Here is a 24,224-nt window from a genome sequence, read left to right on the forward strand (position 1 = left end):
GACGATCATCTTCGGGAGTGCGGAGCCCGCTTCGAGAATCCTGTCATCGAGGCTAGATTTCGCATCCCGTCTGAACGGAAAATCAATCAGTCTCCGATTGACAGGTATCCTGCTACTCATGCCGTCTGATTCATAAGATTATTCTTAAAAATTAGATATATAGCAGCACTGATCTTGCATCGAAAAAACGTCAAAAAACGTTGTACAATGTCAAAATTCAATCTGTCATTAAAGAGTTTGGCCTAGGCTCCGACCATCGCGCCATCGCCGTCCGGTGTAGCGCCAGGGCCGGTATGAGACCGGCTCTTTTCCCCCACACTGCCAGATATCAGATCTGCGCGTGAAAACGCGATGCCTCAGTCGAGGCTTCATCATCCGGAGCCGAACTCATGTCCCGTCTCTCCATACGCAGCTCGCTTATTGCCGTCTTCGGCGCGATCGCGGCGCTTACCGCCGTTCTCGCCTGGGCGGCCATCTCCTCGCTTTCGAACGTTGCCGGAAACCTCAACACGATTTCCGGCGATTCACTGCCGAGTGTTCAGGCCTCCAAGAATATCGAGACGGCGATCCTCGGAATGACGATCGCTTATATGGGCCATCTCACCACGACTTCGGATTTCGGCATGGAAGCAGCAGAGAAGCTGATCGCCCAACAGTCCGATGCGTTGAAGGCGGCTCTGGACACTTACAGGCCGCTGACGTCCAGCGATCAGGAAAAGCAGCTTGTCGACCAGATCGAAGCGGGCGTTCAGAAATACGTACAGGCCGGCGAAAAGATGCTGGGCTTTTCCCGCAAGGCCTCCGACGCCCGCGCCCGCGTCGAGATGGAAAAGATGCGGATCACGATCCAGCCGGTCATGGAAGCGGTGACCCAGCTCGTCAAGACGAATACTGACGCCGCAGGCATCGAAACCGGCAAGGCGGAGGCGACCTATGCCACGGCGCTGACCACCATGTATGCCATCCTCGCCGTGGTTTTTGCGCTGATTGTCGGTGCGGCGGCCTATGTGATGACCGGCATCGCTCGCCCGATCCAACGTATCACCGCCTCGATGAGCGGGCTCGCGGCTGGCGACACCGAGACGGAGATTCCCTTCGCAGGCCGCAAGGACGAAGTCGGCGCCATGGCCGGCGCCGTCGAAGTCTTCCGCCAGGCTGCCATTTCGAACCGGCAACTGCAGGAAGAGGCGGAGAAAGCCCGCGCCCATGCGGAAGCCGATCGCATCCGCCTGCAGGAGGAGGCGGAAGCCGCAGCCCAGACCCGTCTCCAGGAAGCGACAGCCGTCCTTGCAGCCGGCCTGCGCCGCCTTGCTTCCGGCGACCTCGCCTTCCAGCTCACCGAGCCCTTCGCGCCGGATTTCGAAGCATTGCGCGAGGACCTGAACTCCGCCGTGACCCGCCTGGGTGCCGCTCTTTCCGAGGTTGCTTCCTCAGCGGGCAGCATCGACAGCGGCTCGCGCGAAGTCAGCCAGAGCGCTGACGATCTTTCGAAGCGCACGGAGCAGCAGGCCGCTTCGCTCGAAGAAACCGCCGCGGCGCTCGATGAGATCACCGCCAACGTTGCGAACTCCTCCAGGCGCGCCGACGAAGCCAAGGTGATCGCGCTGGAAGCGAATTCCAGCGCCGCCAAATCGGGCGCCGTCGTAGCGAATGCCGTCGACGCCATGCAGCGCATCGAGCAGTCGTCCAACCAGATCTCCAACATCATCGGCGTGATCGACGAGATCGCCTTCCAGACCAACCTCCTGGCGCTCAACGCAGGCGTCGAGGCGGCCCGCGCCGGCGAGGCCGGCAAGGGTTTCGCCGTCGTCGCCCAGGAAGTACGCGAACTCGCCCAGCGTTCGGCGAATGCGGCAAAGGAGATCAAAGACCTCATCCGCAATTCCGGTGCCGAGGTCCACAACGGCGTGAAGCTCGTTCGCGAGACGGGCGATGCGCTGAAGACGATCGAAGCACATGTCGTCACGATCAATGAGCATATCAGCGCGATCGCGACCGCCGCCCGCGAACAGTCGGTCGGTCTGGCGGAGGTCAATTCGGCCGTCAACCAGATGGATCAGGTGACCCAGCAGAACGCCGCCATGGTGGAAGAGACCAACGCCGCCGGCGCCAACCTCGCCTCGGAAAGCTCGAAGCTGCGCGAACTGATCGCCCGCTTCAAACTTGCTGAGCGCGGCCGCATGAACACCGCACCGCGCGCGGTTTCCAGTTCAGGCGCGACACCGGTCGCTGCTCCGCGGAATGCGGCTCCACAGGAATCGCCGGCCCGTCGCCTGGCCGAGCGCGTGACGAAATCCTTCGGCGGCAATGCCGCTGCAGCAGCAGCGCCGACTGTGTCCCAATGGACGGAATTCTGATCCGCTGACTAACTCTCGTCCTTCAACGGCCCGGCTTCCGCCATCTGACGCAGAAGCCGGGCCGTTTCGTTATTGGCGGGAAAGAAGGACTCGACCGCCAGTTCCGAAAGCGTCACGTCGACCGGGGTCCCGAAGACGGTCGTCGTCGAGATGAAGGACAGAACTCCAGCCGCTGTCCGCAACTCCATCGGCACGGCAATGCCGGCATAATCGCGGCTCGGAGATTTCGGCCCGGTTCCCGGAGCGGGATAACCGGACAATTCCTCCAGAAGCTTTTCCAGAACACGGTCGCCGGTCGCGGCGATCTGCTGATGCAGCCGGTCGAGCAGGTGATTTCGCCATTCGGCAAAATTGGCAATGTGAGGCGCCAGCCCGTGCGGATGCAGGCTCAATCTCAGGACATTGACCGCCCCGTCCATCAAGGAGCGATCGGCGACACCGGCAAGCAGCGGCGTAACCGCGGCGTTCGCGGCCACCAGTGTCCAATGCCGGTCCATGGCCAACGCCGGAAAGGGCTCGTGCCCTCGCAACACCATGTCGATCGCCTGGCGCGCCGGCGCAAGCGCCGGATCGTCGAGCTTTCGCTCCGCAAAGACGGGTGCGAAACCCGCAGCGATCAGCATCGGATTGCGCTCGCGGAGCGGTACGCCGAGCCGCTCTGCCAGATGCAGCAACATCTCCCGGCTCGGAACCGCCCGCCCGCTCTCGATAAAGCTCAGATGCCGCTGCGAGATATCGGCCTCCAATGCCAGATCGAGTTGGCTCATGCGCCGGCGGCGACGCCACTCACGCAGGAAATCACCGAGAGGACGGGCAGGTGAAATGGTCGTCATGCGGCAGCCGGAATCTGGTCGAGGAAACCGTGCACAGCCTTGAAGCGGCCGCTTTCAAGCGCCGCGAAATCCGTGCCCCTGATAACCGGTTCGGCACCTTCGGGGCCGAGACCCCAGGAGAAGCGGAGATTGTCGCCATAGCCATCGGCCGATCCGATCGGCGTAAACCGGAAACCCGGAAACCGGGCCTGCACGCCCTCGACCAGCCCGTTGATCCCTTCATGGCCCTCACCCCGCATGAGCGGATCGACATAGACTGCATCCTCCGTCCAGGCTTCGGCGATCAATACCAGGCGACGCCCTGCCTCCGTCTCGTTCCAGATGGCGAGGTAACGCTCGGCATGGGTGTTAGCATCAGTCATGTCTTTATCTCCTTCCTGTCGCCCGGCTCGTTCCAGGCCGGGCGATCATGCGGGAGAGCGGAACGCGTCTCAATTACGCGGCAGGTAATCGTTATCGCTCGGCAAGCGCCAGCCGCGCCCCGAGCGCCACGAACGCGCCGGCAAAGACGCGCCGCATCCAGGCAAGAATGGCCGGCCGCGAGACAACATGGTTACGGATCGATGCGGCGAAGAGCCCGTAAATGACGAAGACGCCGAAGGTCATCAGCATGAAGACGAGGCTGAGTTCGCTCATCCGGGCGATCGGCGTCGCTTCGTCGTGCCCGACGAATTGCGGCAGGAAAGCGAAAAAGAAAATCGACAGTTTCGGGTTGAGCACATTGGCGAGGATTGCGGAGACGATCATCTGCCGCGCCGATTTGGGCGTGTCCTTCGTCTCGATCGTAAGCGCACCCTTTTCCTTAAGCACCTGCCAGGCCATGAAAAGAAGATAGGCAACACCGAGATACTTGATCGTCTGGAAGGCGAGCGCGCTGGCATGAAGCACCGCAGCAAGACCCGAGATCGCCGCGACCATGTGCGGAAGGATGCCGAGCGTGCAGCCGAAGGCGGCGACGATGCTTGCCCGCGCCCCGCGCGACAGCCCGGCCGCCAGCGTGATGAGCACGCCTGTGCCCGGAGAAGCAACGACGATGAGAGACGTGATCAGGAATTCGGGGCTCATGGACTATCCCTTCGCAAGGTTCGGTTATCGTCACCGAAATCCAGCTTACCGATCCCTGTGCGAAATGACAGACCCGAGCAGCGAGATGGATGACCTAGTTGCGCCGCAAGGAACTGGCGTTTCCTGCTTGCCCGCATCCTTGATGCTTTCCAGGGGCGAAAGCCTGAAAACCACCCCCGCTTAAAGGGCGATGGCCGATGCTTCGAAGACCCGGCCGCGATTGAGGATAGAGTTCGGATCGAAAGCTTCCTTCAGCCGCCGCATGGTGGCGATTTCGGCCTCGCTGCGCGCATATCTCAGATATCGCACCTTGTCGGTGCCGATGCCGTGCTCGGCAGAAACCCCGCCGCCGACCGCCGCGATGCCGGAAAACACCGCTTCGGCGATCCTCTTTTCGTGAGCCGTCTTCACGCAATAATGCAGGTTGCCGTCGCCGAGATGGCCGAAGATGAAGGAGACCGCATCCGGATCGATTTCCGCAACTCCGTGCGCTGCCCTATCGAGGAACTCCTGCATGCGGGAGAGCGGCACGGAAATGTCGTAGCCAGCCATTTCGCCCAGACCGAACAGATAGTCGTTGATACCGTCGCGGATCGCCCAGAGCCCGTTGAACTCGCGCAGCGAGTTGGAGAGCACGACGTCGATAGCGAGTCCCTCCTCCAACGCAGCCGCAAGAGCCGTCTCGAAGCGTTCATTGTCCTGCTCCGGCGACTGCCCCTGGATTTCCACCATCGCATACATGCTGGCGCCCGTCTCGACCGGCGGGCGGATGCCCATATGGGCGACCGTGCCTTCGTAAACATTCGGGAAGATAGCCTCGAAGGCGGACAGCAGGCCGGACAGTTCGACCCGGAGCTTTGCCAGCAGTTCCTGCGCGGCTTTAAGCGACGGCAGGGCGACGAAGGCATTGCGCTCGATCCTTGGTTTCGGATGCAGTTTCAGGCAGGCCCGGGTAACGACGCCGATCGTGCCCTCCGTGCCGATGAACAGCGGATTGAGATCGTAGCCGGAATTGTCCTTCGGCAGTCCCTTGAGGGAGGAAAGAATGGTACCGTCCGCCAGCACCGCCTCCAGCCCCATGACCTGCGCCCGGTACATGCCGTAGCGCAGCACGCGGATGCCCCCGGCATTGGTGCCGATATTGCCGCCGACCGTCGCAGTCCCCCGCGAGCCGATATCGACACCGAAGAGGAGACCGGCGTCATCTGCTGCCTGCTGAACGACCTGCAACGGCGTGCCGGCGCCAACAATCATCGCCTGGGCCGCGATGTCGATCGATTCCACACCACTCATTCGCTCCAGCGAGAGCGAGACCTCGCCGCTCAAAGGCCGTGACGCACCCGAAAGCCCCGTCCGGCCGCCTTGAACCACGACCGGTTGGTGAAACCCGTTGGCGGCGGAAAGAATGGCCGAAACATCCGCGGTATTGCGCGGGCGAAGAACGGCCGGAGGGCGAACGCCACGCGCCGTCGCATCCGCCGCATAGCCGTCGGAGACCGCATCGCCGACGAGAATCCCTGGAGCGTCCAGCTTATTTTCGAGACATGCAACGAGGCGACTTACACGATCCGGCGACAAGGACATACTCCCTTTTGTGGAACGCAAGGTTCACAAAGCTCTTCTGCTTCGGCCATGGCATAGATAACAATCGAAGCCATGGGAAGAGTGACATGACCTTTGAGGCTCACGCGACTGTCGGAGAGATTGACCCCTTTATTACATCTTCATCTCACCGAGCTTCGAAAGCAGCGCAGCACCTGTCTTGATGCCGTCGATAAAGAGGTCGATCTTCAGGTTCTCGTTCGGCGCATGGTTTGCCTCGTCCGCATTGGCATAAGGCACCACGAAGGCCGGCTTCTTGAGGATCTTGGTGAAGACGTAGTCCGGCAGCGAACCGCCGACAGTCGGGTAAAGCAGCGGCTCGACGCCGCGGGCCGCGACGATCGCATCCCGGATGACGGAGGCGAACGGATTATCCATCGGCGTCTTTGACGGCAGCATGGCGTTCTGCGGCACGAATTCCACGTCCGGTGCGTGGGCTTCCACATGCGCCCTGACCTTCTCGAACACGTAATCCGGCGTCAGGCTTTCGACGAGGCGGATATCGCATTTGGCAAATGCTTCGCAGGGCAGCACCGTCTTCTGGCCCGGCCCGCCATAGCCGCCATGCAGACCGTTGATCGTCAGCGTCGGATGAAACATCAGCCGGTCGAAATAACCTCGGTCGAGCGGCTGGTCGAGCTCCTTGATACCGAGATCGGCCTTGATCGCATCGAGATCGAGCGGCAGTTTCGAAACCGCCTCGCGCTCCATGTTGGTCGGCGGAACCACCACGTCGTGCAGGCCATCAATGGTGATCTCGCCGCGCTCGTTCTTCATGGTGGCGAGCAGATGCACGAGCTTCCAGATCGCATTCGGCATGACGCCACCGAAATTGCCGGAATGGGCATCGCGACTGGCCGTCTTGCAGCGCAGTTCAAAAGACGCGACACCGCGCACGCCAAACGTGATGATCGGGGTATCCGATTCATGCAGTGGACCGTCGGACGTCACGACGAGGTCGGCATCGAGCTTGTCGGCATGTTCGGCGACGAATTCGGCGATATGCGGGCTGCCGATCTCCTCCTCGCCTTCAAGGAGGAAGATGACGTTGCAGGGCAGCTCGCCGGTCACCTTCAGATGCGATTCCAGCGCCATGAGCTGGGCGAAATGCTGGCCCTTGTTGTCACCGATGCCGCGCGCATAGATGCGGCCGTTCCGGATCGTCGGCTCGAAGGGCGGGCTGTCCCATAATTCGTAGGGCTCCGGCGGCTGCACGTCGTAATGGCCGTAGAGCAGCACGGTCGGCTTGCCCGGCTGCTTTTCCATGCGGCCGAGAACCATCGGATGATTCCTGGTCGGAATGGTGATCGCTTCCATGCCCATGCCCGTGAGCATGTCGACGAGGATGGCCGCCACTTCCTTGATGCCGTTATTCTGGGCGCTGATCGAGGGATGGCGCACATAATCCATCACCCGCGCGATAAAGCTTTCGCGGTTCTCCTCGATATGCGCGAAGACACGCTCCAGATCGGTCTTTTGTTCAGTCATGTCATGCATCCTGCCTGGCTGTGAGAAGAAGCGCGCCCGAAGGGTGCACAGTACCTGTCCAGCCGGGCGCGACAAGCGTCGTCGTGTCGAGCTGGGTGAGGATCATCGGGCCTTTGAACGTGGCGCCGGCACCGAGCGTCGCACGATCCACGACCGGAACGCTCGCAACACCGCTTTCGAAATGCACCGGCACATGGCCGAAGGGTGTGACGGCCGAACCGGCTTCCAGCCTCGCCGGGGGCGGCTCATGCGTCATGCCGGCGGCCTCGACGCGCAACGTCACAAGCTCAATCGAGGTATCCAGCGTGAAGCCGTAAAGCGCCTTGTGCTCGGCGGCAAAGGCAGCTTCCACCGCCTCGCGGCTCTCGCCCCAGGCGACCGCGAGTTCGCCGCCCTGGCCGTGATAGCGCAGAAGCGCCACGGTCTGGATACGCCGATCCTTCTCGGCCACGCCCTCCGCCTCGAACCAGGCGATCGCCTGATCCTTCAGATCGGATATGATGCCGTTGGCGACATCCATGTCCACCGCGCCGGCCCTGGGCAGGGTGCGGCTGAATTCGGCCTTGAGATCGGCGGCAAGCAGACCGTCGGCGCAGAGGATGCCCGGCGCCGGGGCAATCATGACGCGGGAAATCCCGAGCAGTTCGGCGAGCGAGCAGCCATGCAGCGGACCGGCGCCCCCGAAGGGCACCAGGGTGAAGTCCCGCGGGTCATGGCCGCGCTCGACGGAAACGACCCGCACCGCACCCACCATGTGGTTGTCAACGATGGCGAGGATACCGCGAGCGGCCGTCGCAGTCGAAAGACCGAGCGGACCGGCGACCTTGTCGTCCACCGCCTTGCGGGCGGCTTCGACGTCGAGCGCCATGCGGCCGCCGAGAAGCCGCGCCGGCAGATGGCCGAGAACGACATGCGCATCGGTGACCGTCGGGTTCTCACCGCCATGTCCGTAAGCTGCCGGCCCCGGACGGGCACCGGCGCTCTGCGGGCCGACGGAAAGCGTGTGGTCGCTCACCTTGGCGATCGATCCGCCGCCGGCGCCGATCGTCACCATGTCGACCATGGGCAGCGGCAACGGCCATTCGCCCACCTTGCCGTTCTGGGTGAGGCCGATCCTGCCGTCCTTGATCAGGCAGATATCGGCGCTCGTGCCGCCGATATCGACGGTGATGATGTCCTTGATGCCGCAGGCGGCCGCGACCGAGCGCGCCCCGACCACGCCGGCGGCGGGACCGGAAAGCGCCGTCAACGCCGGCGCCTGGCGGATGGTCGCCGCCCCCGCCACCCCACCGTTTGACTGCATGAGGAGCAAAGGCGCGGCGACCTTTTCGTCCGTGAGCCGCTTTTCAAGACGCCCGACATAGGTGGTGACGCCCGGCATGACGGTGGCGTTCAGCACCGTCGTCAGCGTCCGCTCGAACTCGCGCACGACGGGCAGAACGTCGGTCGAGGTGGTGACAGCCAGATTCGGCAGCTCTTCGCGCAGGATCTCCGCCGCGCGTTTCTCGTGAACCGGGTTGGCGAAGGCATGCAGCAGGCAGACGCCGACCGCCTCGACATCCATGCCGCGGATCGCGTCCGCAGCGGTACGCACGCTCGCCTCGTCGAGCGCGTCGAGAATCGCGCCGCCGGCGCCGATACGCTCGTCGATCTCGACGATCCGCGAGGCCGGCACCGGCCGTTCCGGCTTTACCCAGGTATAGAGGTTCGCCTTGCGGGGAATGTCCTGCCGGCCGATCGCCAGAACGTGGCGGAAGCCGCGCGTGGTGACGAGCGCCGTGCGGGCACCCTTGTCTTCGAGGATCATGTTGGTGGCGACCGTCGTGCCGTGCAGAACCTGGCCGAGCGAGGCGGCCTCACGGCCCGCATCGGCGAGTGCAAGCCGGATGCCGTTCAGGAAGGCTTCAGAAGGATCGGAGGGCACGCTCGGCGTCTTTGCCCGCCAGACCTTGCCGGTCGCCCGATCCAGAAGGGCGACGTCGGTAAAAGTGCCGCCGATATCGACTGCAACGGAAAGGGACGTATCAACGGACATTTCAAGCGAGGACATCGACATACTCCTGACGATGGAATGCACGGGTGGCGGGGCGATCGGCGCGAAGGGCTGCGGTGGCGGCCTCATCGATCCTGTTGCCGTTCATGACGACTCCGTAGAGACGCTCTGCCGCCTCGGCGCTGACGAAACCGCCCAGCACGTCTTCGAGGACAGCATCGAGCCTGCGGTCGAAGGGATGGCCGTAGCCGCCGCCGCCGCCCGTTTCCATGCGCAGGATATCGCCCTTGACGAGCTTGTTGCCGTCGGAAAGCGGTGCAAGGATACGCTCACCCGGCTTGCCGGGATTGACGGTGACGCGGCCGGTGCCGCCGCCCATGCCGCCATGGATGCCCCAAGGCGGGTTCTTGACGCTGTCGATGCGCACGGCCAGCAACAAGTCCTCCGCGAGGATCTCGTATTCCCGGATGATGCCGCAGCCGCCGCGGAACTGGCCTGCACCACCGGAATCCCTGACGATGCCATAGGTCCGGAGCCTGACCGGATACCCCACTTCGAGGAATTCGACCGGATAGTTTTCCTGCGCCACGAAATAGACGGCATCGATGCCGTCCGCATCCGGTCGCGCGCCGTAGCCGACGCCGATGCCGTCGGCGAGCAGGAAGCGTTGCAGCCCGCCCGCATCGTCCCTGTAGTTGCCGCGCATGATGGTGATGACATAGGCCGAGTTGGAGGCCGGCGCCCTGCCACCCGCCGAATTGACCAGACCGTTCAGTGCTGAAAGCACGCGCATCATCGTGAGGCCACGCATGCCGAGCGAGGCCGGAAAGTTCGGCTGCAGGAAAGAGCCCTGCCTGAGCTTCACGTCGTGCAGCGCCTGCGGACCACCGGCGTTGCAGACCTGTGCCGGATCGCCGCCGAGATAGAAGAGACCGAGCGCCATGCCTGGCACACCGCGATTCATCAGGAAATTGACAGGCCCGGGCGCCTGATCGTCGGATTCGGTCGCATCGAAGATAAACCGGTCCTCGCCATCGGCCCCCTTCTCGCGGGTCAGCGCAAAGCGCATCTTATAGGGGCCGTTGCCGTGACCGTCCGTATCGATCGCATCCGTGAACTTGTGCGTGCCGTAGTCGAAGGTCTCGGCGAGCTTGGCACGCACCAGCTTGCGGGTGCGTGTCAGCAATTGCGCCAGCGCGTCCTCAACGACTTGCGCGTCGAACCGGTCGAGGATTTCGCCGATGCGCTTGACGCCCACTTCGACACTCGCCATCAGCGCCCGCATGTCGCCGATGCTCTGCTCCGGGAAGCGGGAATTGCGGTGGAAGATCGAAAGCGTCGCCTCATTGGTGACGCCCTGGTCGATCAGCTTGGTGACCGGAATAATGATGCCTTCCTGGTAGATGTCGGTGGCATCCGGGCTGATCGAGCCCGGCCGCATGCCGCCGATATCGGCGAAATGCGCCCAGCTCATCACGAAGGCGCAGCGCTTGCCATCCTTGAAGACCGGCGCCAGCAGCACCTGGTCGTTGGAGTGGGAAACCGCGCCGCGCGAACCGTAGCAGTCATTGTACCAGTAGAGATCGCCCGGCTTCATCGTATCGGCCGGGAACTTGTCAAAGACGGGGCCTGTCATGTCGCCGAAGACCGGCACCATGGAGCCCACCGCCATCACGCCGTTGCCGTCGAAGAGCGCGGTATAAAAATCCTTCTTCTCGCGGATGAAAGCGGAGATCGCCGTGCGCTCGAGCAGCGCCTCCATTTCCGACTGGGCGGCGGCGATTGCGCCGCGGATGATTTCGAGCGAGACGGGATCGCAGACGGTCCCTTCTGGTTTCGTACGCTCTTGGGGATTGTACATTTGGGTCACCTCGGTGAATGCTTTGGAATGGATGGATCAGGGCTCACGGTTCACCCTTGATCAGGACGACGACATTGCCGAGGCCGCCGCGCTCGACGCGCTCATGAGCCTTGGCGATGTCTCGAAGCGGAAACGTCGCGCCGATCCCGACGCTGAGCCGGCCGGTATCGGCCATCTCGGCGATCACCTTTTCGCCGGCCAGCCGCTGATCTTCGGGGATCAGAAAACCCTGGATGAAACACAGGTTGGCGCCCTTGCTGGCGAAGGCGTAATAGGGAAGCACCGGCGTCGGATTGCTGGACGAAGAATAGGCGGCGACGGTGCCATTGCGCTTCAGCACGACCGCGTCGAGTTCCAGGTTGGCGCCAAAATCCACCTCGACGATACGGTCGACGCCCTGCCCTTCCGTCAGTTCAAGAACACGCATCGCGACATCTTCCATTTTGCGGTCGATGGTGGCGAAAGCGCCGGCATCCATCACATGGGCCGCAGCTTCCTGATTGCTGACGGTACCGATCACCCGCGCACCGCCAGCAACCGCCATCTGCACCGCGAAATGGCCAACTGCACCGGCCGCGCCGTTCACGAAGATCGTCTGGCCGGCGACCGGGCCATCGGCGAAGACAGCGCGGTGGGCGGTCATCGCCGGAACGCCGAGATTGGCGCCCTCCGCATAACTCAGGCTATCGGCAAGCTTCACCGCCTGATGCGATGCGATGGCGATGAACTCGGCGGCGGTGCCAAAGGCGCGACCCGCCTCGCCGTATCCGCCCTGCGCATTCCACAACCACACCCGCTCGCCAATCCGGTCCCGATCGACACCTTCGCCGACTGCAATGATCTGGCCCGCGCCGTCAGTGTGCGGGATGATCAATGGGTGATCCATGCCCATGCTGCGCCAGCCGCCGCGCCGCTTCACGTCGGCGGGATTGATGCCAGAGGCATGCACCCGCACCAACACTTCGCCTGGGTCGGCGACGGGCGGCGCCATCTCGCCGACGGAGAGGACTTCCGCGGCAGGACCGGTGCGTGTGTAAAAGGCTGCCAGCATCAACAACTCCAATCAGAACAGATGGCAGGCCACGAGGCGCGATCCCACAGGCCGCGGCTCGGGCACTTCGGAAGCGCAGCGCGCGTGCGCCGAAGGACACCGGTCGCGGAAGACGCAGCCGGACGGCGGATTGCGCGGGTCGGGTGCGCCGCGGCCGATCGGCAGCGGATCATGGCTCTGGTCGGGGTTGGGAACCGGCACGGCGGCAACCAGCGCCTTGGTGTAAGGATGCAACGGCTCGCGGACGATATCCTCGGTCGAGCCGTCTTCCATGATCCGGCCGAGATACATGACGATCGTCCGCTCGCAGACGTAGCGCACCAGTGCCAGGTCGTGGCTGATATAGATGGCGGTGAGGCCCAGTCTGTCGCGAACGTCGCGGAAGACGTTGAGCACGCCGGCGCGGACGGAAACGTCCAGCATCGAGACCGGCTCGTCGGCCACCACGAATTCCGGCTGCAGGATGAGCGCCCGCGCCATCACGACGCGCTGCAGCTGGCCGCCGGAAAGCTGATGCGGGTAGCGGTCAAGGAATTGCTCCGGCTCCGGCAGGCGCACGAGTTCCAGCGCCTTGACGATGCGATCTTCACGTTCCGACCGCGGAATGCCGGCATTCTCCAGCGGCTCCGACAGCGTCGCGCGGATGGTGAAACGCGGATTGATCGCATCGAACGGGTTCTGGAATATGAGCTGCGCCCGCGAGCGGAACTTCTTCAGCCGATGGCGGCGAACCTCGCCAAGCTCCTCGCCGTCGAAATGGATCGAGCCGCCGGTCGTGTCTTCGAGCTTCAGCAGCAGCCTGCCCATCGAGGTCTTGCCGCAGCCGGATTCGCCGAGCAGGCCGACGCTTTCGCCGCGGCGGATATCGAAGGTGACACCGTCGACCGCCTTGACCACGGTCGACTTGCCGCGCATTGCGGCAAACGCGCCGCCGACCTGATAATGCAGCCTGGCCTCATGGACGGAAACGAGGACTTCCGGCTTCTTGGTCACGATATTCATGCGCGGGCCATCCAGGTCTCCGTCTTGGCGGCTTCGATACGCAAGGCGGCGCTTTCACGTGCGCGATGGCAGAGCACGGGATGCCCCGGCGCGACGTCGATTACCGGCGGCTCCGAGCCGCAGAGATCAAGCGCGAAGGGACAGCGCGGCTTGAAGCGGCAGCCGGCTGGCGGATTGGCTAGATTGGGCGGCGCGCCTTCGATCGGCGTCAGCACGCCGGAAGCAGCACCTTGCAGGTCCGGAAAGGCGTTGCGCAGGCCCATCGTATAGGGGTGCGAGGGGGCGGTCAGCGCCGCCTGCATGGTTCCCGACTCCGCCACCTTGCCGGCATACATGACAACCGTGCGGTCGCAGATATAGGCGACGACCGAAATGTCGTGCGTGACGAGGATGACAGAGAGGCCGAGCCGCACCTGCAGTTCCTTGAGCTGGTCGAGAATTTGCCGCTGCACGATGACATCGAGCGCTGTCACCGGCTCATCGGCAATGATCAGTTTCGGGTCGAGCGCCAAAGCCAAGGCGATCGCCACGCGCTGGCGCATGCCGCCGGAGAACTGGTGCGGATAATCGTCCAGACGGTTGGCATCGATGCCGACCATTTCGAACAGTTCCTCGGAACGTGCGCGGGCCTGTTTGCGGCCCATGCCGCCGCGACGGCGCAGCACCTCGCCGAGCTGGTATTCGACCGTATAGACCGGGTCGAGCGAGTTCATGGCGCTCTGCGGCACGAAGGCGATGTCGCGCCATCTGAGCGCGTTCATTTCCTTTTCGGGCAGCTTGGCGAGGTTCCTGCCCTCGAACAGGATCTCACCGCCCGTGATCGCTGCATTGTCGGCGATCACCCGCGTCAGGGCACGGGCTACGGTGGTCTTGCCGCAGCCGGATTCACCGACCAGGCCGGTAATCGAGCCCTTCGGGATGTCGAAGCTCGCGCCATCCACGGCATGGACGAAACTGCGTCCCACCTGATAGCTCACCCGCAGGTTCCGGACGGAAAGGAGGGGTTCTGTCATCGGTTCAACTTCGGGAAAAGGATGTTCTCATAACCACGGGTGACGAAGAAACCCGCGCTGACGACGAGGATGATGCAGATGCCGGGCGGCACGAACCAGTAATAGGCCTGCTTGGCGAGCGCCTGGCTCGCGAACGCATCCTGCAGCATGTAACCCCAGCTGATCGAATCCGGGTCGCCGAAGCCGAGAAAGCTGATCGACGCTTCCGTCAGGATCGCCCAGCCGATCGCGATCGAGCCGTAAAGGAAGGAGAGCGGCAGGATGTTCGGCGCGATATGGCGCAGGATGATCTTGAAATCGGACGATCCAGCCACTCGCGCCGCTTCCACGTAGCCGCGCGTCCTCAGCGTCAGCACCTGGCTGCGAATGACGCGTGCCGTGTCGCGCCAAAGCACCAGCGCCATCGCGATCACGACGTTCCAGATGGACGGCTGCAGGAAGGCGGCAAGCACGATGACGAAAGGCAGGAACGGGATGCCGAAGGCGATATCGGCAAGCCGCATCAGCACGGCATCCACCCAGCGGCCGAAATAGCCGGCGATGAGGCCGATGATCGAGCCGATCAGCGCCACCATGAAGGCGGCGGTCACACCGATCAGCAGCGCGGAACGGCTGCCGTAAACGAGCTGCGAGAAGATGTCCCGGCCGAGGCTGGTGGTCCCCATCAGGAAACCGTCCTGCCCCGGCCGGAGGTCCGCCGCCAGATCGTAGGAAGGCGTGTAGAGGATTTCCGTCGGATCATGCGTGGCGATCTGGTCGGCAAACACCGCCGTCACGATGAAGACGAAATAGATGACAAGGCCGGCGACGGCGAACGGGTCGTTCACCGGCAGTCTCAGCGCGCGGAACATCCGGGCAAGGATATTGGGGCGCCTCGGCTTGATGATTGCGGGTGCGGCGATCTCAGGCATGGGAAACCCTCGGATCGAGAACGGCGTAGAGCAGGTCGGCAAGCAGGTTCATCAAAATGACGACCAGCGCGATCATCAGGAAGGCGCCCTGCGCCAGCGGATAGTCCGAAGCGGCGACCGCATTCACCAGTTCGCGGCCGAGCCCCGGCCAGGAGAAAACGGATTCGACGACGACATTGCCCTGAAGCTGGTAGCCGACGGCAATCGCAAAGGAAGTCATCACCGGCAGAAGTGCGTTGCGGGCCGCGTGGCGCACAACGACCGTCCAGTTCGACAGGCCCTTGATGCGCGCCATGGTGACGAAATCCTCCTTCATCACGTCCAGCATGTTGGAGCGCATCAGGAGAAGCGGCAGGCCCTGGCTGTAGATCGCCAGCGTCGCGGCCGGAAGGATCAGGTGCGAAAGGAAGTCGCGGGACGTATAGAGGTCAAGGAAACCGGAATATTCCGCTCCTGGAGCGCGCGTGCCGCCTGCCGGGAACCAGCCGAGCGAGAACGAGAAGATGGCGAGCAGCACCATGCCGAGCCAGAATTCCGGCATGGCGCGGGTAGTGAGCACCGCGGGAATGGCGGCCTGCTCGATGAAGCTTCCGCGCCGCCACGCGAGATAGGCACCGGCCAGGATGCCGAAAGCGTAAGCGATGATCAGCGAGGAAAAGGTCAGCACCAGCGTGTTGGGCAAGAGCGTCCAGATGCGCTCACCGACCGGCTCGCGATAGCGAAAGCTCTGGCCGAGCTCGCCCTGCAGGAGATTTCCGAGATAGATCAGGTATTGCTGCCAGAGCGGCTTGTCGAGCCCGAACTGGGCCATGAGCTGCTGCTGCTGTTCCAGCGTGAATGTCGGGTCGATATAGGCAGCCATCGGATTGCCCGGCATCAGCCGGAACATCAGAAAGAGGATGGTCACCACCGCCCACAGGACAAGAGCGAGCTGCAGCAGCCTGCTGCCCACCGCCTTGAAATTGGTCATCTCATAAACTTCCTTCTCTTGGCTCGGCCCCTCGGGAGGAATGCGAGGTCGCCAATGTCAAGCGTCAGGCAGGGAGGAGACGGCGCGGGAGGAGCGCCGCCTCCGCGAAGGATCAATTGGCTGCCAAGGCTTCCTTGGTGTCGCCCGGATAGTGGAGCTTGCCACCTTCGAGCGTATAGCCAGCGTCCTTCAAGGTCTTGGCTGCAACGTCATGGCCGGCCTTGAAACCATCGACCACCGACTTGTCATGCCAGAACTCAAGCGCCGGCGAGACGATGGAGTTCGAGGCGACCGCGAAGCCGCGATAGGCGGCCTTGACGATCAGCTGACGGTCGACCGCTTCGGAAAGCGCACGGCGGAAGGCCGGGTCGTTGAAGGGCGGACGGCGCTCGTTGAACGCGATGTAGCGGAAGCCCATGTCGACGGTCGACACGACTTCCAGGTCGCCGTCCTTCTTGGCGGCATCGATCAGCACTTGCGGATCGCCGGTGAACTCGCCCATGAAGTTGACTTCGCCCGAACGCAGCATGCCGAGTGCGGCTTCCGCATTGGGAACGATGCGCAGGATCCAGCGATCGACCTTCGGCGGATTGAAGTGATCCTTGTTCGCCGCAAGCGTGACGGACTCGTTCTTTGCCCAGGAGACGAACTTGAACGGGCCGGAGCCGATCGGCATCTGCTCCTGATAGCTTTCGGCGGTTTCCGGCTTCGCGGCGAGATCCTTGAGGATCGGCTCCCAGACATGCTTCGGGATCAGATTGACCTTGGCGAGGCTGGAGGTGACGAAGGAGGCTGCCGGCTTCTTCAGCTTGAAGGTGACGACGTCGCCGTTGATGGCGATCGAGTCGATATTGGTGGCGAAAGGCTTGTACATCGGCGCTTCGCCGCCGACAGCAGCCTCAAAGGAGAACTTCACGTCTTCCGGCGTGACCGGCTTGCCGTCATGCCACTTCATGCCCGACTTGAGCTTCACGTCGACCGTAGTCGCGTCCTTCCAGGTGAAGCTTTCGGCAGCCCACGGCTTCGGCAGACCGTCCGGCCCGACACGCAGGAGGCGGTCCCAGACGAGTTCGGTGATCCAGCTGTCGACGCTGCCCGAGATATAGAGGGGGTTGATCGCCTTTATATTGTCGGATGAATTGATGATCAGATCCTTCTTGGCGCCGGCCGGCTCAATGCCCAGGAAGGTCCAGGTGTTGCGGATGCCGATGCCGCTCTGGTTGACGACCGATTCCGGCTTCCAGACCGTCTTGTCGAAGGCGAAGGTCGATTTCGGATGCACCAGCATCATATAGGGCTGATCCTTGTCGAGGATCTCCTGTGCCTTGTAGACGAGCGCCTTGCGCTTGTCCGGATCGATCTCGCCGCGCTGGGCTTCCGCCGTCGCGTCGTAATCCTTGTTCAGATAGCCCGCGAAATTGTAGCCGTTCTCGGCGGTCGATGAATGGAAGAGGTTGAAGACGAGCTCGTCCGGATCGGAACGCTCGGGCCGGCCGACCATCTGCCAGGCGGTCGAATCCCAGTCGTTGCGCTTGTACCAGACGACATCAGACATCTGCTCCCAGGGCATCGCCTTGACCTCGACATCGAGGCCGAGCTTGCGCCATTCCTGGGCGATGAGCTGGACGGACTGGAATTCGGCCTGCTGGCCGGCCTGCGGGCGTGACAGGATGGTGATCTTGCGGATTGGATCGCCGGCAAAGGCAGGCAAGGCCAAGGCACTCACCATCATTGCCGCACATGCGGTTCTCAAAAAGGACTTCATCGTTGTTCTCCTCTGAATAGCTTGACTATTCTCTTTGTTGGCAAGGGTTATCTCCCCCTTGCTTTGCGAACTTTGAAATCATCACCGACACGCATCGCGCGCACCGAAGGAAATTCTAATCCACAGATTTCATCATCAGCACGCCTGAGGCAATTGCATCGCGACGCGCTTTGTTTTATTCCGTGAAACATCGTTTCGCATTGCAAACGAGTAAATCACATTCCCAGAAGATTGCAAGAAGCTTGAAGCAATCCATTTCACATGCCGGAGGACACACCCGATGACCGAAACCAAGGATTACAAGATCGCAGCCGTGGATCGGGCTCTTGCGCTTTTGGAAGCGCTGGCCGATCGTCCCGAACAGGGTGTCACCTCGCTTGCGAAATCGCTCGGCATGACCAAGTCGCTCGTCTTCCGGCTGCTGCATACGCTGGAGGACCGCGGCTTCGTGTCACGGGATGCGGAACGCGCCGAATATTCGCTCGGCTACCGCATTGGTGTACTCGGCGAGCGGCTCGGCAAGGATGGCGCCTTGCTGCATGCAGCCCGGCCGGTCATGGACGCGCTGCGTGACAAGACGTCGGAAAACATCAACCTCGTCGTCCGGGAAGGGCTGAAGAGCTATGTGCTGGCGACGCGGGCAGGCCGGCATTCGATCCGCCTCTTCGCCCAGGCAGGACGCAACGGTCCGTTGCACGCCGGCGGCGGATCGCTGCTCCTGCTCGCCCATGCCGATCCCTCCGTGATCGACACCGTTCTGGCCCAGCCACTCGAAGCCTTCACCCCGCACACGGTGACAGATCGGGCGAAACTGCTGCAGATCCTCGAACGCATCCGGGCGAACGGCTACAACATCGTACTCAATGATCTCGACGACGGCGCCTTCTCGGTGGCGGCACCAATCAGGGGAGCGGACGGCGCCGTCATCGCCTCGATCTCCGTCGCCGGCGCGGTGGTCCGTTTCGACGAGGAACGCCGGGAGAGCTATCTGAACGCGGCGCTGGAGGCCGCCGCCGAGATTTCCGAACGCCTTTCCATTCATGGGCCCGGCGAAAGTGGACGCATGACATCAACTGCTTGAACTCTGCAGATCGCTCCTCTTCGTCACTTCAGGAAATTCGGGCGCCTTGGCGCCCATTTTCGCCGGCGCATCGGCCCGAAAATCGGAATCGATTTTTGGAAAACACGATGCGCAGATTCAAAGATATCGAGCGTCCTATGTGCGTCCAAAAGGACGCACGGCGCTCGAGTGCGATTTCTCGCCCTCCAAACCCGCTTGCAGGGTCGGAAAACCTCTGTTAGCGTCTCCTCGTTTTATGAAACGACGTTTCATCTAATAAAACAATTTGGGGAGTACCGGAGATGAACGAGACCGAATCCGCCGTTCTGGGAGCGGTGAAACTGGACGAGCCTTGGGCGCTGATCGAGAGCTTCTCGACCTACAAGCGCGAGCATCCAACCGACGTGAACCGTGGCATGGACGAGGTGGCCGCGCGGCTGAAGAAGCACGGTGTCGATGTGACCATGCACGAGCCGAACCTCTACCTGAGCCTTCCGGGGCTTGCCCGCGTCGAGGCCGGGGATAAGACCTTTCGTGCCAAACCGCCAGCCTACGCGAAGGACGCCAAGGCCGGCGTGAAGGGCGAACTGGTCTATATCGCGAGCCTCCAGCCGAAGGCGATCTCGACCATGTTCGAGAAGGCCGTCGAGGACACGGACAACCTCGCGGCACGGGTGCGCGGCAAGATCGTTCTCTCCGAAGGTTTCGCCAATCCCGGCCTTGTCTCGCAATTCACGGAACTGGGGGCGATCGGCGTCATCGCCATCAACCCCGGCGTCGATATCCATTGGGGCATCTGCACCACCGTCTGGGGCACACCGGACCTTGACGACCTGCCGCGCAAACCCTCCATCCCGGCCGTTGCCGTCAACCGGGAGAGCGGCGACGCACTCATCGAGCTTGCCGGAAGCGGAACCGAAGTTACGGTTTTCACCGACATGGAAGAGGGGTGGTTCACCTCCAAGTTGCCGGAAGTCTTCATCAAGGGCACGGAGGAGCCGGAAAAATACATCCTGCTGCATGGGCATCTCGATAGCTGGGACGTCGGCGTCGGCGACAACGCCACCGGCGATGCAACCCTCCTCGAAATCGCCCGCGTCCTTTGGGAAAACCGCGACAAGCTGAAGCGCTCGGTGCGCATCTGCTGGTGGCCCGGCCATTCGACCGGCCGTTATGCCGGCTCCACCTGGTTCTCGGATAATTTCGCGCTCGACCTCGACGAGAATTGCGTCGCCTCGGTCAATTGCGACAGCCCCGGCTGCCGCTGGGCGACAGAGTTCATCAACCTCTGCATGATGAGCGAGACGGAAGCCTTTCTCTCTGACGTCATCGAAGAGGTGGCCGGCAAAAAAGCGGAAGGCGAGCGCCCGCACCGCGCCGGCGACTATTCCTTCAACAATATAGGTCTTTCGAGCTACCTGATGCTGTCTTCCACCATGGCCGACCGCGACCGCGAGGAGAAGGGCTACTATACGGTCGGCGGTTGCGGCGGCAACATCGCCTGGCACACCGAGAACGACACGCTGGAAATCGCCGACAAGGACATCCTTCTGCGCGACATCAAGGTCTACCTGCTCGCCGTGCTGCGCAACGCCAATGCGAAGATCCTGCCCTTCGACTGGCGCGCGACGGCGAAGGAATTCCTCCACACGGTCGACACCTACCAGAAGAAGGCCGGCGACCGCTTCGACCTCTCTCCGACCCGCAAGGCGGTGGAACAGCTCGGCGCGGCACTCGCCGCCTTCTATGCCGGTATCGACGCCGGCAAGGTGGAAGCGAAAGAGGCCAACCGCGTGATCCAGCGTCTGGCCCGCATCCTCGTGCCGCTCAACTTCACCCGCGAACAGCGTTTCCGCCACGATCCGGCCCTGCCGATCCCGGAACTACCGGCGATCTCGACGGCCGCCGATTTCGACAAGCTCGATCCGGCCAGGCATGGTTTCGCCAGGACGCAACTCGTGCGCGGCCAGAACCGCATCATCGCCGCTCTGCGCCAAGCCGAGGAACTCGTCCGCTCCGCTGCCTGATCACGACCTGAAGAACCGAAAGCCCGCGCTGGCTTGGCCGGCGCGGGCTTTTCCTTCGCTGGCGACAATCCGCAAAGGATGCGATCACGTCATAAAATGACATTTGTCAGAGTTGAATTCTTCCTTTAGCGTCGGCCTCCGGGACAGGGCGGGAAGGCCGGGCGGAATCTCGTCCGATGCCTGCTTCGCAGTTGAATCTTGCAGAAAAGTTCGGCCCGGACCTGGCCGGCATGGGAGAGTGTTTTGAGCAGTGATCATGAGGTCTTCACCGGCCGCCGGGAAGACATGAGACTTGTGACCGGACAAGGCGTGTATACCGCCGACAATATATTGGAAGGCCAGTTCCACGCCGCCTTCTTGCGGGCGGACCTGCCGCATGCACGCATCGTTTCGATCGATGCAAATGCGGCTCTGGAAGCACCCGGCGTCCGTCTCGTACTGACGGGCAAGGACGCGCTCGAAGCGAACCTGATCGCCCCCGGACCGCTGGTCACCTTTCCCGGCGTCGACGGCATGAAGATCAGGGCGCCTGCCCGCTATGCCCTTTCGACCGACCGCGTGCGCTTCGTCGGCGAACCGGTCGCGATCGTGGTGGCCGACAGTGCCGATGCGGCGGCCGACGCGATCGAACTGATCTCCATCGAATATGAGGAATTGCCGGCCGTCGTCGGCCCCGAGGCGGCTCTTGATGACGGTGCGCCGCAGATCTTCGATGATGTGCCGGGTAATCTCGTTTTCCTGCATGGATTTGGCGACGAAGCCGCGACCGACGCAGCCTTCGCGAGCGCCACGCATATCTCGACGCTCACGGTCGAGTCGCAGCGCGTCGCCGCCAATCCCATGGAGCTCAAATCCTTCATCGCGGCCTACGACCCGGAAACGGACGGGTTCGACGTCTATTCCGCCAGCCAGGGCACGGGGCTTGCCGACGGGCTTGCCCGTTTCACCGGCCATCCTCCCGAAAAGGTCAGGCACCACATGGGCGATGTCGGCGGCAGCTTCGGCATCCGCGGCGCCGCCTATCCGGAATATGCGGCGATCATGCTTGCCGCAAAAAAACTCTGTCGCCCGGTGCGCTGGACCGCCAGCCGCACAGAGAGCTTCCTCGCCGACTACCACGGCCGCGCGGTAAAATTCACCGGCGAGCTTGCGCTCGGCGAAGACGGCAAGTTCCTTGCCATCCGCATGAATGTCGTGTGCGATCTCGGCGCCTATCACTCGCCGCCGGGCGCGCTGATCAACATATTGAACCCGATGCTGACCGGCACCGGCTGCTACCGGATTCCGACCGTCTTCGGACTCAACCGTCTCGCCTTCACGAACACTTCTCCGATCGCCGCCTATCGCGGCGCGGGACGCCCCGACATCAATTACATGGTCGAGCGGCTGGTCGACCAGGCCGCCGTCGATATCGGCATGGACCGTGTCGAGATCCGTCGCAGGAACCTGATCCCGGATGACGCCTATCCCTATCAGACTCCGACCACCGTCTACGATAGCGGCAGCTACATGGCCATGATCGAGGAAGCCGTCTCGATTTCAGATTGGAAGGGTTTCGAGGCGCGTCGGGAACAGTCCGAAAGGCAGGGCAATCTGCGCGGCATCGGCATGGGGATCTTCATCGAGCCATCCGGCGGCGGACACATGCCGGAGGAAACCGAGATCCGCTTCGAGCCCGACGGCACCGTGACGCTCTACACTCTTTCCGGTTCCGCCGGCCAGGGCCACGAGACGGTGTTCCCGCAACTTGTCGCGAAGGAACTCGGCATCGACGAGAACCTGATTACGCTGCGTGCCAACAGTGTTCACGCCCCTCACAAGCTGAAAGGCGCGGGCACGATGGGTTCGCGCAGCATGGCCTCACACGGAGCGTCGCTCACGGTTACCTCCCGCGAAGTGGTCAGAAAGGGTTTCAAGCTCGCAGCGGACGCGCTGGAAGCGTCCGAGAACGACATCGAATTCGACCACGGCCACTATAAGGTCGCCGGGACCAACCTTTCCATTTCGCTTATGGAACTCGCGGCCCGCAATGCCGCACAGGACGGCAATGCGCTCGACACGCTGGCGTCGATCCAGCCGGAGCGCAATTTTCCGGGCGGCGTGCATGTCGCGGAAGTGGAGATCGACCCAGGCACCGGCGAGACCAGGGTCATTTCCTATATCGGCGTCGACGATGCCGGGCATGTGATCAACCACACGCTCCTCGAAGGCCAGATGCATGGCGGCCTCGCCCAGGGGGCCGGCCAGGTGTTCGGCGAGCAGATCGTCTACGATGGCGAAAGCGGCCAGCTCCTGACCGCCACTTTCATGGACTATTTCATGCCGCGCGCCGACTTCATGCCGACGCCGCGCTTCTTCGACATGCCGGCGCCATCGCCCACCAACGTGCTCGGCGCCAAGGGCGGCGGAGAGGCCGGCACGACCGGAGCGCTGCCGACGCTGATGAACGCCGTGATGGACGCCCTGCGCCGGTCCGGCGTCAAAGAGTTCGATATGCCGGCAACGCCCTATAGGGTCTGGGCGGCCTTGAACTCGGCGGGTGCCAACGTCTGACGGAAGCGATAAAATCGTCCGGAGATGAGTCCCCTGCAGGATGCCGGATGATGAAACTGGACGATATTGCTGAAACCGTGATGAACCGCGCGAAAGACAGGCGGCGGTTCATCGTCGCGATTGCTGGACCGCCGGGCGCCGGCAAATCGACCTTCGCCGATGCGCTGCGCGAAGCCCTCATCGCTCGCGGAGAAACCGTCGAGATTCTGCCGATGGACGGCTTCCATATGGACAACGGCATTCTGAGCGCGCGTGGCCTCCTGCCCCGCAAAGGCGCACCGGAGACATTCGACGTTCGCGGCTTTGCCGACATCCTCAAGGCCGTCCGGCAGGCGGACGAGGAAGTGCTGGTGCCGGTCTTCGATCGGTCCCGCGAGATCGCCATCGCCTCGGCTCGCCCGATTTCGCCGGATACCCATATCGTGCTTGCGGAAGGCAATTACCTGCTGATCGACCACGCCCCCTGGTCGCGGCTCAAGGACATGTTCGATCTCACGATCTTTGTCGGCCCATCGGAAGACGTGCTGCGAGAACGGCTCATCGCACGATGGGTCCATCATGGCCTCGACGAAGCCGGCATCGCATGGAAACTCGACGGCAACGACCTGCCGAACGGGCGCTATATCATCGCCAATTCGCGACCCGCCGATATCCGGCTGGAGATATTCTGAAA

The 24,224-nt window shown here is 62.8% G+C and carries 18 protein-coding genes; 5 read left to right on the top strand and 13 right to left on the bottom strand.

The window, feature by feature from the left end; genetic code table 11:
- Positions 1-389: 389 nt before the first annotated feature.
- Positions 390-2,357 (top strand): methyl-accepting chemotaxis protein, encoded by a 1,968-nt coding sequence (locus QEO92_RS18030; RefSeq protein WP_227703936.1) that lies wholly within the window; start codon positions 390-392, stop codon positions 2,355-2,357.
- An 8-nt stretch (positions 2,358-2,365) separates the two neighbouring features.
- On the opposite strand, the gene QEO92_RS18035 is transcribed toward QEO92_RS18030, so the two are convergent.
- The 13 genes from QEO92_RS18035 to QEO92_RS18095 all read right to left on the bottom strand — a co-directional run bounded on the left by QEO92_RS18035 (position 2,366) and on the right by QEO92_RS18095 (position 17,911).
- The gene (locus QEO92_RS18035; RefSeq protein ID WP_227705207.1) at positions 2,366-3,181 is read right to left on the bottom strand and encodes a helix-turn-helix domain-containing protein; all 816 of its coding nucleotides are present in this window, start codon (positions 3,179-3,181) and stop codon (positions 2,366-2,368) included.
- 5 nt (positions 3,182-3,186) lie between these two features.
- Positions 3,187-3,552, bottom strand: coding sequence for a nuclear transport factor 2 family protein (locus QEO92_RS18040; protein WP_227703937.1), 366 nt, complete (start codon positions 3,550-3,552; stop codon positions 3,187-3,189).
- 91 nt (positions 3,553-3,643) lie between these two features.
- Positions 3,644-4,255, bottom strand: a complete 612-nt coding sequence (locus tag QEO92_RS18045; protein WP_037152699.1) for a LysE family translocator — start codon at positions 4,253-4,255, stop codon at positions 3,644-3,646.
- 180 nt (positions 4,256-4,435) lie between these two features.
- Positions 4,436-5,833 carry an FAD-binding oxidoreductase gene (locus QEO92_RS18050; protein ID WP_227703938.1) on the bottom strand — a complete coding sequence of 466 codons (1,398 nt, stop codon included), beginning with the start codon at positions 5,831-5,833 and terminating at the stop codon, positions 4,436-4,438.
- Positions 5,834-5,971: 138 nt separating this feature from the next.
- Positions 5,972-7,345, bottom strand: coding sequence for a M20/M25/M40 family metallo-hydrolase (locus QEO92_RS18055; RefSeq protein ID WP_227703939.1), 1,374 nt, complete (start codon positions 7,343-7,345; stop codon positions 5,972-5,974).
- A 1-nt stretch (position 7,346) separates the two neighbouring features.
- Complete coding sequence (locus tag QEO92_RS18060; protein ID WP_227703940.1) at positions 7,347-9,395, bottom strand: hydantoinase/oxoprolinase family protein; 2,049 nt, start codon at positions 9,393-9,395, stop codon at positions 7,347-7,349.
- Positions 9,382-11,199: a hydantoinase B/oxoprolinase family protein gene (locus tag QEO92_RS18065; protein WP_227703941.1), complete on the bottom strand. Its 1,818-nt coding sequence runs from the start codon at positions 11,197-11,199 to the stop codon at positions 9,382-9,384. Before QEO92_RS18065 ends, QEO92_RS18060 begins: the two co-directional genes overlap by 14 nt.
- A 43-nt stretch (positions 11,200-11,242) precedes the next feature.
- Positions 11,243-12,250, bottom strand: a complete 1,008-nt coding sequence (locus QEO92_RS18070) for an NADPH:quinone reductase (protein ID WP_227703942.1) — start codon at positions 12,248-12,250, stop codon at positions 11,243-11,245.
- 12 nt (positions 12,251-12,262) lie between these two features.
- A complete protein-coding gene (locus tag QEO92_RS18075) occupies positions 12,263-13,243 on the bottom strand; it encodes an ABC transporter ATP-binding protein (protein WP_407722120.1) in 981 nt (326 codons plus the stop codon).
- A gap of 5 nt (positions 13,244-13,248) precedes the next feature.
- The gene (locus QEO92_RS18080) at positions 13,249-14,265 is read right to left on the bottom strand and encodes an ABC transporter ATP-binding protein (RefSeq protein WP_227703944.1); all 1,017 of its coding nucleotides are present in this window, start codon (positions 14,263-14,265) and stop codon (positions 13,249-13,251) included.
- Positions 14,262-15,176, bottom strand: coding sequence for an ABC transporter permease (locus QEO92_RS18085; RefSeq protein ID WP_081952869.1), 915 nt, complete (start codon positions 15,174-15,176; stop codon positions 14,262-14,264). Before QEO92_RS18085 ends, QEO92_RS18080 begins: the two co-directional genes overlap by 4 nt.
- The gene (locus tag QEO92_RS18090; protein WP_037152711.1) at positions 15,169-16,146 is read right to left on the bottom strand and encodes an ABC transporter permease; all 978 of its coding nucleotides are present in this window, start codon (positions 16,144-16,146) and stop codon (positions 15,169-15,171) included. Before QEO92_RS18090 ends, QEO92_RS18085 begins: the two co-directional genes overlap by 8 nt.
- A gap of 112 nt (positions 16,147-16,258) precedes the next feature.
- Positions 16,259-17,911, bottom strand: coding sequence for an ABC transporter substrate-binding protein (locus QEO92_RS18095; protein WP_227703945.1), 1,653 nt, complete (start codon positions 17,909-17,911; stop codon positions 16,259-16,261).
- Positions 17,912-18,191: 280 nt separating this feature from the next.
- Here QEO92_RS18095 and QEO92_RS18100 point away from each other — a divergent pair, with 280 nt between their 5' ends.
- The 4 genes from QEO92_RS18100 to QEO92_RS18115 all read left to right on the top strand — a co-directional run bounded on the left by QEO92_RS18100 (position 18,192) and on the right by QEO92_RS18115 (position 24,222).
- Positions 18,192-18,992 carry an IclR family transcriptional regulator gene (locus QEO92_RS18100; RefSeq protein ID WP_037152714.1) on the top strand — a complete coding sequence of 267 codons (801 nt, stop codon included), beginning with the start codon at positions 18,192-18,194 and terminating at the stop codon, positions 18,990-18,992.
- 281 nt (positions 18,993-19,273) lie between these two features.
- The gene (locus tag QEO92_RS18105) at positions 19,274-20,998 is read left to right on the top strand and encodes a M28 family peptidase (RefSeq protein ID WP_227703946.1); all 1,725 of its coding nucleotides are present in this window, start codon (positions 19,274-19,276) and stop codon (positions 20,996-20,998) included.
- 243 nt (positions 20,999-21,241) lie between these two features.
- The gene (locus QEO92_RS18110) at positions 21,242-23,551 is read left to right on the top strand and encodes a xanthine dehydrogenase family protein molybdopterin-binding subunit (RefSeq protein WP_227703947.1); all 2,310 of its coding nucleotides are present in this window, start codon (positions 21,242-21,244) and stop codon (positions 23,549-23,551) included.
- A gap of 50 nt (positions 23,552-23,601) precedes the next feature.
- A complete protein-coding gene (locus QEO92_RS18115) occupies positions 23,602-24,222 on the top strand; it encodes a nucleoside triphosphate hydrolase (protein WP_227705208.1) in 621 nt (206 codons plus the stop codon).
- Positions 24,223-24,224 lie beyond the last annotated feature (2 nt).

Origin of the sequence: Neorhizobium petrolearium (assembly GCF_029854435.1) — a bacterium.
GTDB classification, from domain to species: domain Bacteria; phylum Pseudomonadota; class Alphaproteobacteria; order Rhizobiales; family Rhizobiaceae; genus Neorhizobium; species Neorhizobium petrolearium.

Excerpts from the sequence above, each read along its gene's own strand:
- QEO92_RS18040 (WP_227703937.1), bottom strand. The coding sequence starts at position 3,552 with ATGACTGATGCTAACACCCATGCCGAGCGTTACCTCGCCATCTGGAAC.
- QEO92_RS18030 (WP_227703936.1), top strand. The coding sequence starts at position 390 with ATGTCCCGTCTCTCCATACGCAGCTCGCTTATTGCCGTCTTCGGCGCG.
- QEO92_RS18105 (WP_227703946.1), top strand. The coding sequence starts at position 19,274 with ATGAACGAGACCGAATCCGCCGTTCTGGGAGCGGTGAAACTGGACGAG.
- QEO92_RS18055 (WP_227703939.1), bottom strand. The coding sequence starts at position 7,345 with ATGACTGAACAAAAGACCGATCTGGAGCGTGTCTTCGCGCATATCGAG.
- QEO92_RS18065 (WP_227703941.1), bottom strand. The coding sequence starts at position 11,199 with ATGTACAATCCCCAAGAGCGTACGAAACCAGAAGGGACCGTCTGCGAT.
- QEO92_RS18090 (WP_037152711.1), bottom strand. The coding sequence starts at position 16,146 with ATGACCAATTTCAAGGCGGTGGGCAGCAGGCTGCTGCAGCTCGCTCTT.
- QEO92_RS18060 (WP_227703940.1), bottom strand. The coding sequence starts at position 9,395 with ATGTCCTCGCTTGAAATGTCCGTTGATACGTCCCTTTCCGTTGCAGTC.
- QEO92_RS18045 (WP_037152699.1), bottom strand. The coding sequence starts at position 4,255 with ATGAGCCCCGAATTCCTGATCACGTCTCTCATCGTCGTTGCTTCTCCG.
- QEO92_RS18115 (WP_227705208.1), top strand. The coding sequence starts at position 23,602 with ATGAAACTGGACGATATTGCTGAAACCGTGATGAACCGCGCGAAAGAC.
- QEO92_RS18085 (WP_081952869.1), bottom strand. The coding sequence starts at position 15,176 with ATGCCTGAGATCGCCGCACCCGCAATCATCAAGCCGAGGCGCCCCAAT.
- QEO92_RS18095 (WP_227703945.1), bottom strand. The coding sequence starts at position 17,911 with ATGAAGTCCTTTTTGAGAACCGCATGTGCGGCAATGATGGTGAGTGCC.
- QEO92_RS18080 (WP_227703944.1), bottom strand. The coding sequence starts at position 14,265 with ATGACAGAACCCCTCCTTTCCGTCCGGAACCTGCGGGTGAGCTATCAG.
- QEO92_RS18100 (WP_037152714.1), top strand. The coding sequence starts at position 18,192 with ATGACCGAAACCAAGGATTACAAGATCGCAGCCGTGGATCGGGCTCTT.
- QEO92_RS18070 (WP_227703942.1), bottom strand. The coding sequence starts at position 12,250 with ATGCTGGCAGCCTTTTACACACGCACCGGTCCTGCCGCGGAAGTCCTC.